Annotated in this window: 13 protein-coding genes; 8 read left to right on the top strand and 5 right to left on the bottom strand. The window is 40.9% G+C overall.

Annotation, left to right across the window (positions count from 1 at the left end; all coding sequences use genetic code 11):
* Positions 1-40: 40 nt before the first annotated feature.
* Both BMY70_RS05950 and BMY70_RS05945 read right to left on the bottom strand, forming a co-directional pair.
* Positions 41-949, bottom strand: coding sequence for a bestrophin family protein (locus tag BMY70_RS05950; protein ID WP_229209501.1), 909 nt, complete (start codon positions 947-949; stop codon positions 41-43).
* A 400-nt stretch (positions 950-1,349) separates the two neighbouring features.
* Positions 1,350-2,195, bottom strand: coding sequence for an AraC family transcriptional regulator (locus BMY70_RS05945; RefSeq protein ID WP_090333314.1), 846 nt, complete (start codon positions 2,193-2,195; stop codon positions 1,350-1,352).
* 174 nt (positions 2,196-2,369) lie between these two features.
* Here BMY70_RS05945 and BMY70_RS05940 point away from each other — a divergent pair, with 174 nt between their 5' ends.
* From BMY70_RS05940 to BMY70_RS05925, 3 genes are all read left to right on the top strand, one after another.
* Complete coding sequence (locus BMY70_RS05940; protein ID WP_090333311.1) at positions 2,370-3,341, top strand: phytanoyl-CoA dioxygenase family protein; 972 nt, start codon at positions 2,370-2,372, stop codon at positions 3,339-3,341.
* 378 nt (positions 3,342-3,719) lie between these two features.
* Complete coding sequence (locus tag BMY70_RS05930; RefSeq protein WP_090333305.1) at positions 3,720-4,337, top strand: RDD family protein; 618 nt, start codon at positions 3,720-3,722, stop codon at positions 4,335-4,337.
* A gap of 160 nt (positions 4,338-4,497) precedes the next feature.
* Positions 4,498-5,313, top strand: a complete 816-nt coding sequence (locus BMY70_RS05925) for an HAD family hydrolase (RefSeq protein ID WP_177196969.1) — start codon at positions 4,498-4,500, stop codon at positions 5,311-5,313.
* Between the two features lie 60 nt (positions 5,314-5,373).
* On the opposite strand, the gene BMY70_RS05920 is transcribed toward BMY70_RS05925, so the two are convergent.
* Positions 5,374-6,642, bottom strand: coding sequence for a PQQ-dependent sugar dehydrogenase (locus tag BMY70_RS05920; protein ID WP_090333302.1), 1,269 nt, complete (start codon positions 6,640-6,642; stop codon positions 5,374-5,376).
* A gap of 83 nt (positions 6,643-6,725) precedes the next feature.
* Positions 6,726-8,318 (bottom strand): serine hydrolase domain-containing protein, encoded by a 1,593-nt coding sequence (locus BMY70_RS05915; RefSeq protein WP_090333299.1) that lies wholly within the window; start codon positions 8,316-8,318, stop codon positions 6,726-6,728.
* A 201-nt stretch (positions 8,319-8,519) separates the two neighbouring features.
* Here BMY70_RS05915 and BMY70_RS05910 point away from each other — a divergent pair, with 201 nt between their 5' ends.
* From BMY70_RS05910 to BMY70_RS05890, 5 genes are all read left to right on the top strand, one after another.
* Complete coding sequence (locus tag BMY70_RS05910; RefSeq protein ID WP_090333297.1) at positions 8,520-9,662, top strand: DEAD/DEAH box helicase; 1,143 nt, start codon at positions 8,520-8,522, stop codon at positions 9,660-9,662.
* 10 nt (positions 9,663-9,672) lie between these two features.
* On the top strand, positions 9,673-11,457 hold the full coding sequence (locus BMY70_RS05905; protein ID WP_090333295.1) for a DUF1420 family protein: 1,785 nt from the start codon (positions 9,673-9,675) through the stop codon (positions 11,455-11,457).
* A 77-nt stretch (positions 11,458-11,534) separates the two neighbouring features.
* Positions 11,535-13,403 carry a rhamnogalacturonan lyase gene (locus tag BMY70_RS05900; RefSeq protein ID WP_090333293.1) on the top strand — a complete coding sequence of 623 codons (1,869 nt, stop codon included), beginning with the start codon at positions 11,535-11,537 and terminating at the stop codon, positions 13,401-13,403.
* 39 nt (positions 13,404-13,442) lie between these two features.
* Positions 13,443-14,222, top strand: a complete 780-nt coding sequence (locus BMY70_RS05895) for a rhamnogalacturonan acetylesterase (RefSeq protein ID WP_090333288.1) — start codon at positions 13,443-13,445, stop codon at positions 14,220-14,222.
* Positions 14,223-14,252: 30 nt separating this feature from the next.
* Positions 14,253-15,398 carry a glycoside hydrolase family 88/105 protein gene (locus BMY70_RS05890; RefSeq protein ID WP_090333286.1) on the top strand — a complete coding sequence of 382 codons (1,146 nt, stop codon included), beginning with the start codon at positions 14,253-14,255 and terminating at the stop codon, positions 15,396-15,398.
* 18 nt (positions 15,399-15,416) lie between these two features.
* On the opposite strand, the gene BMY70_RS05885 is transcribed toward BMY70_RS05890, so the two are convergent.
* On the bottom strand, positions 15,417-16,508 hold the full coding sequence (locus BMY70_RS05885) for a GntR family transcriptional regulator (protein WP_090333283.1): 1,092 nt from the start codon (positions 16,506-16,508) through the stop codon (positions 15,417-15,419).
* Positions 16,509-16,635 lie beyond the last annotated feature (127 nt).

Below are 16,635 nucleotides of genomic sequence, written 5' to 3'. Positions count from 1 at the left end.
AGGCTTATCGTGTCGGTAAGTCTTTACTTTTTTTATAATTTCAGAAAATCGCTCCCAGGAACGGCGGACATTTCGACGGAAGATTTTCTTCGCTTAACATGTCTTTAAGATCGATTTCAATATTTCTGACAATGGTTCGTACCGGAACATCGTTCAACAGGCCTTCGAAAGGGTTTTCGCTTACATCTCCGGTGTATTCCATAAACATGAAAACCCAGGAAACGATCATATTAAATGGAATGAGCAGCCACATATATTTTTCTCCCAGCTCAAGAAATTCTGTCAGCAAACCGAATGGAAGCAGTGTCATAAAAATGAAAATAAAGACGATCGAGGTCGTAGCATACTGACGCGGAAAAGGTGTATTTTTAATCCTTTCGCTCTTTCCCTGCTCGTCATACAGAGAAGCGATGATCCTTTGCAGCTCGATATGTTGATACGTGTCGATCAGTTCTCTTTTTCTCAAATGACTGATATGCTGAGATTGTCTGTCGAGCAATTGTGTCGCCATATTTTTCTTGGTTTTAATCCAGGCGACCTCTTCCGGTGAAAGATAACGGACAATTTCTTTGTCGAACGTTTCAAGTTCAGTGCCTAAAGCTCTTCTCTGGCGCTCACTCGCCCTGTCCTTATGTTCCCAGCTTGTTCTTTGTGCCATAGCATTTTTTAAAGCATACAGCCAGCCAATATGCCGGTAAACAATTATGCGGATTTCGTCATCAATATCGCGCCCGTTATCGACTCCGACAAACGCCCTTAAAGCGGCGCTGAACGAACGGCTATTATTCGTAATAGCGCCCCAGACAGTTCTGGCTTCCCAGCTTCTGTCATAGGATTGATTATTTTTAAAACCAACAAAAAACGCAGTCGCCGTACCGATAAGTGATACCGGCAACCATGGTATCGCCACCCATTTCCATCCCAGATAGTCATAGGATAAAATGGCCATAGAACCGGTAAATAGAGAGAGAAGAATCATCCGCCGGGATAATAGTAGAGAATGAGTGGATTAAGGTAACGATTGATGTACATAGTAAGGAGTTTGAGTAGTAAATATGTAAGTAAAATATACGCGGAATATTATAACGCATTTCTATTCTATTCAAGAGAACCGCATACCAGGAGCAGGAGGCTCCAACGGAGCCACACACAGAGCAAATTTACGAATACTATAAACAGGAAGCTCGTAACGAGCTGCTTCTTCCAATATTTGAAAAACTGAAACTAGGTAAAAGATTTCCTAATGACTTTTTGACGGCATCCGCCGTCTCCTGTTTCCGGAAAATCATGCTAATTCGCGAAACTTAACTTCGTAGGAGTTTCCTGTGTAATCGAAGCATTACTCTTCATCATTTCAAATACCGCTTCTTAAATTCTGACGGATTTTCGCCTTCTATTTTCTTGAACAATTTGTTAAAATAAGACAAACTTTCAAAACCAACAGCGAAACAGGTTTCAGAAATGGTCTTATCCTGTAACAAATAATTCTTTGCCTGATTAATACGGTATTGGTTAACAAAATCAGTAAACGTCATTTTCGTATTCTTTTTAAAATACCTGCAAAATGCCGCCGTAGACAGATTTACTTGTTCTGCTATAAAATTAACATCCGGATTCTGATCAAAATGGGTCTCTACATATTTATAAATCGAATCCATGCGCATCTGCTCTTTTTGCAGAGATTTATTTCCTGCCGGAGAATTATTCAAAACCGTCACCTGATCCGTAGAAGCCAGTATTCTTAAAATTTGAAGCAGTGACATAAGCTGGTCGAAATGATCAAGTTTTGGCAGCTCTTTCAATTTATCACCCACAATTTGCTTGGTGGAACCTGAAAAAGAAAGCCCGTAGTGTGACTTTTCGAAAAGTAATTTTATGGAACCAAATTCAGGAATATTCAGAAAATCTTTACCCAGAAAATTCTCTTTCATTTGAATAATCACCTGCTCACACTCGTTCCGAACGCCATAGTCAAAGTTTAGATGCGGAATATTAGGACCGATAAAAACCAGATCGCTGCCTTCATAAACGGAGGTATGATCGCCCACATGACGCGTCCCGCTGGTTCCCTCGACGAATACAATTTCATATTCCGGATGAAAATGCCAGAGAAATGTATCGTTTAAACCCGGTGTTAGCAGGACTTTAAACGAACTTCCCTTGTCAGGAGCAATATTCTCACGGATTATCTTCATGATTTCATTTTTATGAGATTTGATTTAGAGAAATCCGACTTCAATTTGCTATTTCATCGTATTAATTTATTTAAAATATCAATAGAGAGCAAATGATGGTTATTGTAACGGTTGATATGGGTAAAGTGACACAGTAACTTTGTCATATTAAATCATGTAAAAATATCATATCAAATGGAACATCAAACTATGGCTCCTACGATGGTGCCTTCCAACGCTCATAAAGATATTCCTGGAAATCCTTCTACTGCAAAGTCGAGCAACATTAAATTGAATGACAGAAGTAACGGGAAGCCGCTTCGGCTGTTAAGCGAAGAAGACTGGCAATTCTGGATTACAAATGGGTATATCGTTGTTAAGGATGCCGTTCCAAAAGATCAGGTCAAAAAACTTGCAGATTTCCTTTGGGAATTTGAAGAAAAAGACCCGAACGATCCTGAAACCTGGTATGCGCCGCCACGTGCTGAAATGAAAATGAAAGAACTGACGAATACGGGAATGGTGGAAGTTTATAATCATCAATACATGTGGGATAATCGCCAGTTCCCGAAAGTCCATGAAGCATTTACAGACATCTGGGGAACAGAAAAATTATGGGTCACGATCGATCGGGCGAACCTGAATTTGCCATTAAGGCCCGGTTTTGATTACAAAGGTTTTATTCACTGGGATTATGATCCGGAGACAAAACCTCAGAACGTCCAGGGCGTTTTGGCATTGGCAGACCAGGATGACGAAAATATGGGTGGTTTTCAGTGCATACCAGAATTATTCAGAACCTATGATACCTGGAAATTGACCCAGCCCGAAGATCGCAATCATTTTCAACCGGATACGACGGGTTTTGAACTGGTAAAAGTAAAAATGAACGCCGGAGACTTACTGATCTTCAATAGTTCGCAACCACATGGAATCAGGGCAAACAGGAGTGAAAACAAGGTACGCCTGGCACAATATATCGCTATGATGCCAGCACAGGAAGACGATGAGGAATTACGTCAATGGAGAATAAATTCATGGAAAGAAAGACAGGCCCCGGAGGGTTACGCTTTCCCGGGCGATCCCAGAAATTGGGAGAAAACGAAATATAAAACGGCTGAATTGTCGGATTTGGGGAGAAAATTGTTGGGGTTGGATAAGTGGTGATGTAATTTATATCGCATCAGGCTTCGATTAATATAATCGAAGCCTGATATTTTGTAACCAATAATTCCTATAATTTCATTCGTAAATCCTAATCTTATATAATTCTTTATTTTCTCGTCTAGAATGCAAGACTCCACTATCCCTAACGCAGGCTCGCGTTTTGTTTCTATGATTTTAGATCATTTTATAATGACGATCGTGGCAGTTTCATTCAGCGCTACCGGGCTTATTTTTAATTCTTCAAATTCTTTTGAAATAAATCACGAACAACCTGATTTTAACTTTTTCAACCACAACACTTTTTATTTTATCGTAATTGGATTTGCGTTGTATCTGTGTAAAGATTCATTTGACGGATGAAGCCCCGCTAAAAGAATTATGAAAACGCAAATCGTAAATAACGCTGACAACTTACCAGCGGGACCGATGAAATGTCTTGTAAGAAATATATTTTGCATACTATGGCCTATCGAAGTAATTGTGATCCTGTTTAGCCCAGGCCGAAGAATTGGAGATTTAGTTGCAGGTACAAAAGTGATTTCCTATGATCCGAAATCTGTATTCAAACCGAACTTTAAAACAATTGGTTTGAGCTTCGCTTTTTCGTTTATGATAATTTTCGCGTTCTCTATCCCTTTTATAGCACTTATGTCCTCCGAAACAAAAGCAGTTCCGTTTCTTAAAGAATCATTTAATGACAGGGAAAGTAGTTCTATGGATAAAAAACTTTCGGAAAATTTAAAACTTGTTTCAGATACAAGGATCTATGATAAAATTGAAGGTGAAAATCTTAAATTCATTTCAATCATAATAAATGTCGATCCGGATATTTTAGATAATGAAGATAATTTTTCTCTCTTAAAAGAAAGATTTGAATCTACCTTATATACTGAATATGCCGCAAAAACATTTGTTGGACAGGCAAAATTTGTACATAAAACGGAGAATTCTTCATCTCAAAGAATAGTCAACTACGACTGGCGAAAAAGCGAGTAGCGTGGTCCTAATTTCCAGGTGTCCTGATTTGAATATATCGAGTTGTCAAACGGTTTAATAATTTTAAGTGTCTGATAAACACAAATTTTCTCCTCCTTCAGCGATTTTTTCATTGGACTCAACGTTCTTTGTATAAATATTGATTAGTAAACAGATTAAAATGTCAGATATCAAACTGGTTGCAACCGACATGGACGGTACGCTTCTTAATTCGAAGCATGAGTTAAGCAATTCTTTTTTGCCTGTTTTCAGAAAGTTAAAGGATCAGGGGATCATTTTTGTGGCAGCCAGTGGGAGGCAGTATTACAATCTTTTGAAGACGCTGGATGAAGTAAAAGATGAAGTGATTTTTGCTGCGGAAAACGGAAGTTACGTGGTATACCAGAATGAAGAAATTCATGTTCAGGATATGGATCAGCAAATTGTGCGGGATCTGATCGTAAAGGCAAGAAGTATTGGGGGAACGTATGCGGTGATTTGTGGGAAGAAAAAAGCGTATGTCGAAAGTTCGGAGCCTGAATTTATCGACCATCTGAAATTATATTTTGAGCGTTATGAAATCGTGGACGATCTGCTGAAAGTAGAAGATGACCAGTTTCTGAAATTTACGCTTTGCGATCTCGCCGGTTCCGAAGGGAACAGTTATCCGCATTACAAGCATCTTCAGGATACGTTGCAGGTTAAAGTTTCCGGACCAATCTGGCTGGATATTTCTCATAAGCAGGCGAATAAAGGAAAGGCGATGGAAGTTTTACAGGAAAAATTCGGGGTAACTTTCGCAGAAACTATGGTTTTCGGTGATTATTTCAATGACCTTGAAATGCTCCAGAAAGGATATTATTCCTACGCTATGGCGAACGCCCATGAAGACATAAAAAGTGTGGCAAGATTTATAGCAAAAAGTAACGACGAAAATGGCGTTGTAGAGATTTTGTCGACTTTGGTTGATCAGACCGTGCCATCCAACGAACAGTAAAGAAAAAAGCCTGATCCATTCGGATCAGGCCATCTATTTTATCTCTCAGAGCTAATATTCTCATTTGGCACTAACACGCCATATCGTTTTTCCTTCGTCGTCATTCACCAACATGGAACCATCGTTCAACACGGTAACGCCAACCGGACGGCCATAAACTTTATCCTCACTTTCAATAAAACCAGTTAAAAAATCTTCCGGTTTTCCTGATGGCTTTCCATTTTTAAAAGGAACAAAAACTACCTTATATCCGGATATTTTCGAACGGTTCCAGGATCCGTGTTGCCCAACAAAAGCACCATTGTGATATTTTGCCGGAAATTTATTTTTATTATAAAACGCCAATCCCAGAGAGGCTGTGTGTGATCCTAGCGGAACGTCAGGAACGATCGCTTTCGCAACCAGCTCTTTACCTTCACCTTTCATGCGAGGATCCGGATGTTGGCCGAAATAAGAATATGGCCAGCCGTAAAACCCTCCTTCTTTCACACTTGTCAAATAATCAGGAACAAGTTCGTCACCTAATTCATCCCTTTCATTTACAGCAGTATATAAAACATTTGTGCCAGGTGCCCAGTCCATTCCGACGGGATTTCTTAGTCCGCTTGCAAATATTTTTTCACCGGTGCCGTCAGGATTAATCTCCAAAATATTTGCACGGCGCTTTTCAGTATCCATTCCATGTTCCGCCACGTTACTCGCGGATCCAACAGAAATGTAAATCTTCGATCCATCTGCGTTTGGAAGTAAATTTCTTGTCCAGTGATTGTTGTATCCACCGGCTGGAAGCTCTAAAATCTTCTCCCCTTTTCCAGTAATTTTAGTATCGCCCGCCTTGTAGGGATAACGCGTAATCCCGTCTGTATTAGCTATATAAAAATAATTTTTTAATACCAGCATTCCAAGTGGCTGCTTCAATTTTTCAATAAAAATTTCCCGCATTTCAGGAATGCCATCTTTGTTTACGTCACGAAGAATTGTAATTCGGTCTGCACTTTTTTTCGTTGCAGACTCAGCAACAAAAACATCACCATTGGGTGCTTCATAAGTCCATCGGGGATTGTCAAGCTTGTCTGCATATTTTGTTACCACAAACCCTTCGGGAGCTTTTGGCATCTGGTTATCTTTCCAGCCTTCAACGTCAGGTCTTTTCTCCGTCGATTTTGTTGCGAACGGTGCCGGCAGATTCACACTGTCCACAGCCGTTTGTTCTTCGGTTTGTACGGTATCCGCCCCGCTTTCTGCGGTTTGCTTTTCCTCTTTATTTCCACAGCTGAAAAATGTGGTTCCTGCAAGCGCACATAGTATAATCAGGTTTATTCTTTTCATAATAATCAGTTCTATTAGCTTCAAAAAGAGCACCAGCCACGATGACTGATGCTCTTTGCTTTAAATAATAATGCCAGATTACTTTAGCTAACCAATTTCCCTTTTAAAACAGGCCGGGCGTCTTTGGTATTACCCAGAATAGCCAGACTTCTTAGAAACTCTGTTTCCATATCTCCCTTGTCAAACCGGCATTTAACTATTTCATAATGTGCCGTTTCAATAAAACGCCAGGTCATTTCAAATGTATTATCGTCTGTCCAGGTGCCGCTTGCTGCGATTTTAGTTTTTGTTTCGCCAGGAATTATTGTCTGTGTTAATTTCAATGGCAAAGTACTGATATCCGTAATACCTTCTTTCCATTTATTAATTCCACAGCTTACGACGTGCTCTCCTTTATCATCTCTAATCTTAAAATCACATCCGCCATCCTTGAAAGTAAGAGATATATTGCTGATTGACAATTTATTTTCACCGATCGCATAAATCTTTCCACTCACCTTGCCAGCCACTTCGGATGTTGTTTTCCCCTTCATAAGAGGTAGTGCAAGTGTCGATAATTTTTGCTTTAACTGTGCCTGTCCTGGCTTGTCGGCTGCAATCACACTTGTTTTGAGCGATGGCAAAATATGATCCCAAACCTGATCCAGAATTCCCTGCATATCGGCGGTTTCACTGGTTATCGCAATAACCAGATCTTCTTTCGGAAGCACTATACAATATTGTCCATAAGCACCATCTCCCCTGAATGCGTCATGACGACAGCGCCAGAATTGATATCCATAACCTTGCAGCCAGTCATTTTCTTCTTTTTTTCGGGAACCGCCTTTGGATTGCACCTGGGAACTTGTGGCATCTTTTATCCAGTTCTCAGCAACCAGCCTTTTCCCGTTCCACATACCTTTCTGAATCAGTAACTGACCGAATTTGGCTATATCTTCGGTTTTCAAACGTAAACCCCATCCGCCAGTGTTGATTCCGTTTGGATCGACTTCCCAGTCTGCACCGACAATATTTAATGGTTTGAAAAGCCGAGGCGTTAGATAAGTCAGCAAATTCTCTCCAGTTAATTTTTGAATAATCGCCGAAAGCATATAGGTTGCGCCACTGTTATAAACAAAAAATGTTCCGGGTTCGTGTTCAACGGGCAATGCTAAAAAACTTTTTACCCAATTCGTTTCCTGAGAATTTCGTAACGAAGGTGTGCTGTCCGTGTCATGCCCGGTTGACATCGTCAGTAAATCTTTTACCCGCATCGCAGCCAGATTTGGACTAATCGTTGCCGGTAGATCTTTTGGAAAGAATGACACTACTCTATCCTCGACTTTCAATTTCCCCTCAGCTACCGCCAACCCGATTGCCGTTGATGTAAAACTCTTGCTCAGTGAATAAAGCGTATGTTTCAGTTCGGGAGCATAAGGACCCCACCAACCTTCCGCAACAATATTTCCGTGACGCACGACAATCAGACTATGTAAATTCAGATTCTTTGTTTCAACCGCATTTACAAAATCCAGAATACCTTTTGAACTTACGCCCTGTGCTTCCGGTAAACTTCTTGGTAATCCGGTATTTGCTGCGGACGATGCCCAGGATGATAAAGGCATTTGGCTGATCAATCCAACCTGAAGGGCGCCTAGCCCTATTTTTCCTAAAAATTCTCGTCGATTAATATCCATTTTGTAAAGGGAATAAAGGTCTGTCAAATAAGTATAATTCTTCGTTTACATCCATTCCTGAGTATTTTTTTAATCGGCCAAACTCCCGGAGCATATGGATTTTGGTCTGACTGAAAGATGATAGCCCGCTTATTGGTATATTTGCAGTGAGATAGCGAATACCATGCAGCTCCCTTATTTTTCATAACAGTCCAGAATCTTATGTCTTTCCAAAAACTCGGCTTGTCCGAACCCTTATTAAAAACCATAGCGGAACAAAATTATACTCAACCCTATCCGATTCAGCAGGAAGCAATTCCGGCGATTTTGGAGGGTAAAGATATTTTGGGAATCGCGAAAACCGGTTCGGGGAAAACAGCCAGTTTTGTACTGCCCATTCTGGAAATGTTCCAGACGAAAAGTGCTCCGAAAAACCGTTTTATTACCGCGCTTGTTTTAGTGCCAACACGCGAACTTGCTGTCCAGATCGGTGTGGTTTTTCAAACTTTTGGAGAGAAACTTCCCAGGAAAGTCAAAACGCTGGCGGTTTATGGCGGTGTGTCAATCAATCCGCAAATGATTGCTTTGCAGGGAGTTGAAATTTTAATCGCCACGCCTGGACGTTTAATTGATCTGTTATCTCATAAGGCGCTAAACATTTCGGAGACCGAAATTCTGGTTTTGGATGAAGCCGACAAAATGCTGAATCTTGGCTTTGCGGACGAAATGAAGGATATCTTTTTCCTTCTTCCCAAAAAACGCCAAAGCATATTATTCTCGGCAACTCTTGGTGACGAAGTTGACAAGATAAATAAAAGCATTCTTAAAAATCCGCTTACAATCGAGATTCCGGAAGAGGAGCAAAATCTCGATCTGATCAGCCAGAGCGGTTTTTTTGTCGATCCGGAAAGAAAAGGACCTTTGCTTCGCTATCTTATCAAGGAAGGTGAAATGAAGCAGGTTTTGGTTTTCGTTTCTTCCACGCGAACAGCAGACAATCTGGTAGTAAAATTGGTTAAAAACGGTATTCAGGCTGCCGCAATGCATAGTAAAAAAAGCCAGGGGGCCAGAACTGAGGTTTTGAATAAATTTAAATCCGGCAAACTAACGGTTATGGTTGCTACAGACCTGGTGTCGCGGGGTATTGATATTCAGTTTTTGCCGCACGTAATTAATTTTGAATTACCACGCTCGCCAAAAGATTATATCCACCGCATAGGCCGGACGGGTCGTGCGGAATCCACAGGAGAAGCTATTTCACTGATCACACCGGAGGAAGCACATCACTGGAAAATCATTCAGAAAAAGATGGGAAAACGGGTTGAAATGACAGAAACTTTTGATCTTGATTTGATGGGATATTAATATTTTGATAATGCACACACTTAACTCCTACTTAATTCCGGCACCGCTTTCTGCGCTGCTAACGATTATGCTGGGGTTAAGTATTGCGGTTATTTCAGATCACTTTGGAAAGAGAATCATAAAAGATAATACCCCGATTTTCAGGGCCATGTACTTCTTTGCAGGACTTTTAGCTTTAAGCTGGTTGACCTGGATAATTTGTCTGGTTTCACTCGCCACAACGGCTGTCTTCAAAGGGCTCGCAACGACTATTATCATTTATGCAGCTTTACTGTTACTAAATAAAAATTCGAAATCAAATTCTCTCTGGACTCTGTTTTCAATAACTTTCAAACGGTCAAAAGAAGGTTATTTTCAGGGCATTTTAATTCTTGTTTTCACGTGTTATCTGCTGTTATCGCTGGCCGTCCCAACAGATGCCGACTCACTCAGTTATCACCTTGCCTTACCAGTCGACATTCTAAAAAACGAAAGTCTGTATTTCAATCCGGACAACCTCCATTTTCGCATGGCCGGCTTTGGCGAAATGCTGAATCTTATTGGTGTTGCAAATGGCTGTCCGCAATTGGGCGCCTTTATCCAGGTCATAGGTCTGGGATTAGTTTTATATGCTTTAAGCAAAAGCATTGAGTTTGAACAAAGACTGGATCTGGTTACCATTTTTTTAGGAATTCCGGTTCTCCTTTTTCTGGTACCAAATCAAAAACACCAGCTGACGGGCGTTCTGTGTACCTCGTTGTGTTTTTTTCATCTAAGTCAGACTGATCGTTTCACGAAAAAACAATTAACACTATTTCTTTCCGTCCTCCTTTTTGCAGCTGGCATAAAATATTCTTTCGTGCTAAGTTTTGCCGCGCTACTATTGTTTTTGATTTTAAAGAAACCGGATGGAACAACTTCTTTTCAGTTCCTGGTCAAGTTGATTTTTCTGGGAATGATAATACTAGGCCCCCAAATTCTCTTCAAATGGCTTTATCTGGGAGATCCGCTATCCCCTTTACTGGAAAATTTAAAAACGATACCAGACCCGGTTATTGTCAACTTACATCAATACATAAAAGAATACAGCGATTCCTCATCACCATTTCCAGCCAATCTCATTTTTGTAAATTCCATTGGAAAAATATCAACTGTTATAGGTGTCTCAGCGCTGCTGATCGGGTTACTTCCAGTGCTTTGGCTCCGGTTCAAATGGGAGGTAATCAGTATCACATCATTAATAATTTTGATCCTGATCGGCGGACAAGCTTCGTCCCGTTTTCTTCTTGAGCCTGTTCTATGGTCAGCTCCACTGTTTATAACTACTTTTAATCTTAATAGATATTATAAATTTTTTATCCTGGCGGCCAGACTTCAACTGTTTATTTTAGTCCCTTTTCTTATCGCAGGTCTATATATTTTAATGCCATCAATGCTGTCAAACTCTCTCCGGGAAAAAGTATTGCTTAGCTCATCGAATGGTTACGCGGAAAGTGCGTGGATTAACAACACTTTACCTTCAAATGCCCGGATTTGCATTGCAAGCCGGTCAAGGGCTTATCTACCACGGACCTATTTCCCCTGGGAATATCTTTATTTCACCTCAATGGCAACTCACCAAGAAGCAGAGGAGCTTGATCATAAGTTAAAAAGCGAATATAAAATTGATTATATCATTTTACCGCCAACGGGTTTTGAAGAAATAAGAAGTAAGTATGCCGGCCAAATAGTTGCCGGGCCTAAAAAGTTCTTCCTTGCCACAAGAAATCCTTTAAACACCTCGGAGTATGAAATGGTGATCTATAAAATGAAGTGACAATACAGGTGACAACAGGAAGGCCAGGCAGCTGATCACAGTAATTTTACATTCCAACGAGGAATATTATATAAATTATGATCAGAACACTGCTATGCGTTTCGTTTCTTTTTCTGACACTTTCTAATGATTGCTTTGCCCAACGGCAAATGGAAAATCTGAACAGGGGACTTGTTGCTATAAAAACGGATTCCAATCATGTTTATATTGGCTGGCGTTTGCTAGGCAATGATCAGCCTGGTACCGGATTTAATCTATACCGTGGTAAGTCAAAACTTAATACCAAACCAATTGCCAATGCCACTGGCTTTATTGATAAAAATCCTACGGGAGAAGGTTATACTGTAAAATCTGTCACGAACGGGAAAGAGCAGAAAACAAGCGAATATGTGTCGGTCGCAAAGAAAAATTATCTGAGTATACCGCTTAAAATTCCTGCAGGCGGAGAAACACCTGATGGCAAAGAATACACCTATAATGCAAACGATGCAAGCGTAGGCGATCTGGATGGTGATGGGGAATATGAGATTATTTTAAAATGGGAGCCAAGTAATGCCAAAGATAATTCGCAGCGGGGATATACCGGAAACGTCTTCATCGATGCCTATAAATTAAGTGGAAAGCATTTATGGCGTATTGATCTTGGAAAAAATATCCGGGCAGGAGCACATTACACTCAGTTTATGGTTTATGATCTTGATGGTAACGGAAAAGCAGAAATAGCTTGTAAAACGGCGGATGGAACAATTGACGGAGCAGGAAAAACGATCGGTGATGGAAACGCAGATTTCAGAAATAATCAAGGGTATATTCTCTCAGGACCTGAATTTCTGACCGTTTTCGAAGGAGCCAGCGGCAAGGCATTGGCGACTGAATCTTTTTACCCACAGCGTCATCCGGTAAAAGGTGACGATCCTTCGATGGATGAAATGAAGGAAATATGGGGCGATAATTATGGCAACAGGATTGATCGGTATGTTTCTGCAGTGGCTTATCTGGACGGAGTAAAACCAAGCCTAATTATAGGACGCGGATACTACACCCGTCTTGTTCGGGTGGCGTGGGATTTCCGCGACGGAAAGTTGACGCGACGCTGGATATTTGATAGTGACGAGGAGCATAACAAAGCATATGCGGGGCAGGGAAATCACAACTTGAGCATTGGCGACGTTGATGGTGATGGAAAAGATGAAATCATCAACGGGGCGAGTGTTGTCGATGACAATGGAAAAGGATTATATGCCAGCGGCCTGGGCCACGGCGATGCTCAGCATATGTCCGATACAGATCCGGATCGTCCGGGTCTGGAAATTTGGCAAAGTTATGAGGAGCCAAAAAAATATGGGAAATTCGGTCTTGAATTAAGAGACGCAACGACGGGAAAAACGCTCTTCGGCGTTGATGGCCAGAATAAAGATATTGGACGCTGCATGGCCTCCGACATTGACCCTAGATATAAAGGCTACGAATACTGGGGTTCAGTTGGCGGTCTATACAACAGCAAGGGAGAGGAAATCTCTAAGACAAAACCTTCATCAACTAATTTCGCCGTTTGGTGGGATGCCGATCTGACACGTGAACTTCTGGATGGAAACCATATCGACAAGTGGGATTACAACACCGGTACGACAACAAATATTTTCACTGTCGAAGGATGTGTTTCAAATAATGGTACTAAATCAACGCCGGCATTGAGTGCTGATATTCTCGGGGACTGGCGGGAAGAAGTTATCTTACGAACGGTTGATAATATTGAGTTAAGGATTTTCACAACGACAATTCCTGCGACAAACCGAATGACAACACTGATGCATGATCCGCAATACCGGCTTGCCGTTGCATGGCAGAATTCTGCATATAATCAGCCGCCACATCCTGGATTTTACCTGGGAGAAGGCATGAAAACACCTGTTAAAACCAAGATTGAAATCATTAACAAGAAATAAAATTTCCTAAGTTTAAGCCGCATCTTATCTCTTTAACTCATGATAAAAGTCAAGTTTTTAATCATTGCTGCCTTGGTTGCCTCATTGGCAGCCGTAAAGCCTGCCACGAAACCTACGTTATACCTTATCGGTGATTCGACTGTCAAAAACGGGTCAGGTAAAGGTGCAGATAGTCTTTGGGGCTGGGGAACGGTTTTGCCCCAATTTTTTGACACAACAAAAATAAGTATTGAAAACCATGCGATCGGAGGCCGGAGCAGCAGGACTTTTTTAACCGAGGGACGCTGGGAAAAGGTTTTGGCCAAGTTGAAAAAAGGCGATTATGTGATCATGCAATTCGGTCACAATGATGGTGGTGCAATTAACGATACGCTGCGCGCCAGAGGCACTATAAAAGGTGTGGGAACGGAGACTGAGGAGATTGATAATCTGATCACTAAAAAACATGAAATTGTCCATACATATGGCTGGTATATGCGTAAATACATCAACGAGGCAAAGGCAAAAGGAGCTATTCCCATTGTTTGTTCACCCGTGCCTCGTAATATTTTCAAAGGGGGTAAAATAGAAATTCCCGAGACAGGCTATAACGTATGGGCCGAGCAGGTTGCACTTTCCAACGGGGCGGGTTTTATTGATTTATATAAAATCGTCGCACGAAATTATGATGCGATTGGTCAGGAACGAGTAAAAAACGAGTTTTTCATACAAAAAGATCATACACATACGACCAAAGCCGGCGCGGAAGTTAATGCAAAGTCAGTAACGGATGGCATTCGCCTTCTTAAAAAATCAGATCTGAAAAATTATCTTCTTTAATAAACCCTCCTCACTTTTTAAATAATAACCATGCAAAGACGGGAAGTTTTAGGAATCATATTGGCAGGAAGCGCATTGTCGAAAGTTTGGGCTTCTGAAAATTATTTAAATTCTGTTAAACCGGATAAAAAAGAACTGCTCAAAGACCTTCGTCTTGCAAACGACTATTTCGTCAAAAAATGGCCGGATACCGGAAAATCCATTATCACAAATCGCGAGCGGCCAAGCAATATTTGGACGCGCGGGGTTTATTACGAGGGACTTATGGCACTTCACAAAATTGATCCGCAGAAAAGTTATTATGATTACGCCGTTTCCTGGAGCGAAAATCATAAATGGGGCTTGCGGAATGGAATCCAGACCAGAAACGCGGACGATCAATGTTGCGGTCAAACGTACATTGATTTATATCTGATCGATAAAAAAGAAGAGCGTATCAAAGATATCAAAGCATCAATTGATCTGATGGTGGAATCCGAGAAGGTCAATGACTGGACGTGGATTGACGCCTTACAAATGGCGATGCCTGTGTTTGCTCAACTTGGGGTAATTTATAGGGATGACCGATATTTTGAGAAAATGTATCAGCTCTACACGCACTCGAAAACGAAGGAAGGTGGCAACGGTTTATATAATTCAGAGGAAAAATTGTGGTGGCGCGACAAAGATTTTGTTCCGCCATATAAAACACCGGCCGGCAAAAACTGTTATTGGTCGCGTGGAAATGGATGGGTTGTAGCTGCTTTAGTAAGAATTTTGGAGATTATGCCCAAAAGGGCACCACACCGTACGGAATATGAAAAAATGCTTTTGGATATGTTATCCGCGCTGCTCCCTTTGCAACGCGCCGATGGATACTGGAATGTCAGCCTGACCGATGAAACCGATTTTGGAGGAAAGGAACTGACCGGAACAGCGCTGTTTATTTATGGAATGGCGTGGGCAATTAATACCGGCCTGTTGAAAAATAAAGCATACAATACTTCCATTTTCAAAGCTTGGAACGCTATGAAGACAGAATGTCTCCATGAAAATGGTTTTTTAGGATTTGTACAGGGAACCGGAAAAGAGCCCAAAGACGGGCAGCCTGTCACATATACCAGTAAACCGGATTTCGAGGATTATGGCTTGGGTTGTTTTCTTCTTGCCGGGAGCGAAATCTATAAAATGAGATAAAAACGAATCGCCGGAGGATTACAAAGATCCCCGGCGAATCATGTAAAATGGATTTTTAACTTTGATTTGCTGTTTGTTTAAAATCAGAGAAGCAGCAGAGCGCCCCATGGTTTCAAAATCAGTTGTGATAACAGTTATCCCCAAAAGCTCTTTTAATGTGGTTTCGTTAAAGGAAATCACCCCTACTTCCCGCCCCATTGTATACGCAGACTGACGTGTTTTTTTTACCAGCTCTGCAAGATCATTTTCTTCAACCACGACATAGGCTGTTCCCGGGCGAATAATCTCATCGTTGATACTTTCCTTCACATCGAATTGTTTGTTATAATTTATACAGTAGTTTTTGAACCCTCTGACGATTTCACGCGGATAATTTCCATCAAAAGGAAAAACCAGAACCAGCCTTTTATAGTTATCAAGCAGATCATTCGCACTTTCAAGCGAGCCAAAAATATCCTTGTCGAAGCTTTGATGAATACTCAAAGTCGGCTGCAGTAATTCCGGAATATCCCTATCCAATAATACTAATTGTGATGATGGAATACTTTTGATCGTGCTCATATAGTCCTCTTCTTCCGTAGGATTGAAATGAGGCATGATAACGTAATGATTGTACTTACCAAGATTTTTTTCGATAATTTCTTTAAAACGTTTGGCGCTGTAATGATGGATTTCCAGATCCACGACAGCCTGATCTCCCAATGCTTTAAGGAATGAATAATAAATAATCTTTTTATAAGAACTTAACTTATTGAAAATCAAAAGTATTTTATCTTTTTTATCTCCACCAGATTGGACATAATAGCCTTTTCCCTGAACCGATGTAATATAGCCCAGATTTCGTAATTCGCGGTACGCCTTTTCCACCGTATCTCGTGCCAGTAAATAATCCACGCTTAATTCGCTGATAGAAGGCAGTTGTGTTCCTTTCTTAAGAATTCCTCTGTCAATATCCGTCCTGATCGACTGCACGATTTGCTTATACTTCGGCATCTTATCTTCGGGATCGAACTGCATTTGAAATGAAGTTTCGTGTTCCTGAAAATAAACATCCTTAAAAACGAAATTTTTGGTGCCAAGATTGGCTCGGGCAGTGGAATATCCGGTCATAGTTCCAACTATTTAATTGAACATTTCTAATACAATCCTATTCTTGCATCCATCGTCAAATGCGAATCGGTAATGTATATTAGCCAATAAATAATCTGGAAAATGCAATCAGTCCGACTATTTTAAT

The organism is Dyadobacter koreensis (assembly GCF_900108855.1).
Lineage (GTDB): Bacteria > Bacteroidota > Bacteroidia > Cytophagales > Spirosomataceae > Dyadobacter > Dyadobacter koreensis.
The sequence above is the reverse complement of the archived record's forward strand: the minus strand, read 5'-3'. Positions and strand labels throughout refer to the sequence as shown.

Coding starts and splice junctions, on each gene's coding strand:
- BMY70_RS05905 (WP_090333295.1), top strand. CDS start 9,673: ATGCACACACTTAACTCCTACTTAATTCCGGCACCGCTTTCTGCGCTG.
- BMY70_RS05945 (WP_090333314.1), bottom strand. CDS start 2,195: ATGAAGATAATCCGTGAGAATATTGCTCCTGACAAGGGAAGTTCGTTT.
- BMY70_RS05920 (WP_090333302.1), bottom strand. CDS start 6,642: ATGAAAAGAATAAACCTGATTATACTATGTGCGCTTGCAGGAACCACA.
- BMY70_RS05915 (WP_090333299.1), bottom strand. CDS start 8,318: ATGGATATTAATCGACGAGAATTTTTAGGAAAAATAGGGCTAGGCGCC.
- BMY70_RS05890 (WP_090333286.1), top strand. CDS start 14,253: ATGCAAAGACGGGAAGTTTTAGGAATCATATTGGCAGGAAGCGCATTG.
- BMY70_RS05925 (WP_177196969.1), top strand. CDS start 4,498: ATGTCAGATATCAAACTGGTTGCAACCGACATGGACGGTACGCTTCTT.
- BMY70_RS05940 (WP_090333311.1), top strand. CDS start 2,370: ATGGAACATCAAACTATGGCTCCTACGATGGTGCCTTCCAACGCTCAT.
- BMY70_RS05950 (WP_229209501.1), bottom strand. CDS start 949: ATGGCCATTTTATCCTATGACTATCTGGGATGGAAATGGGTGGCGATA.
- BMY70_RS05885 (WP_090333283.1), bottom strand. CDS start 16,508: ATGACCGGATATTCCACTGCCCGAGCCAATCTTGGCACCAAAAATTTC.
- BMY70_RS05900 (WP_090333293.1), top strand. CDS start 11,535: ATGATCAGAACACTGCTATGCGTTTCGTTTCTTTTTCTGACACTTTCT.
- BMY70_RS05895 (WP_090333288.1), top strand. CDS start 13,443: ATGATAAAAGTCAAGTTTTTAATCATTGCTGCCTTGGTTGCCTCATTG.
- BMY70_RS05910 (WP_090333297.1), top strand. CDS start 8,520: ATGTCTTTCCAAAAACTCGGCTTGTCCGAACCCTTATTAAAAACCATA.
- BMY70_RS05930 (WP_090333305.1), top strand. CDS start 3,720: ATGAAAACGCAAATCGTAAATAACGCTGACAACTTACCAGCGGGACCG.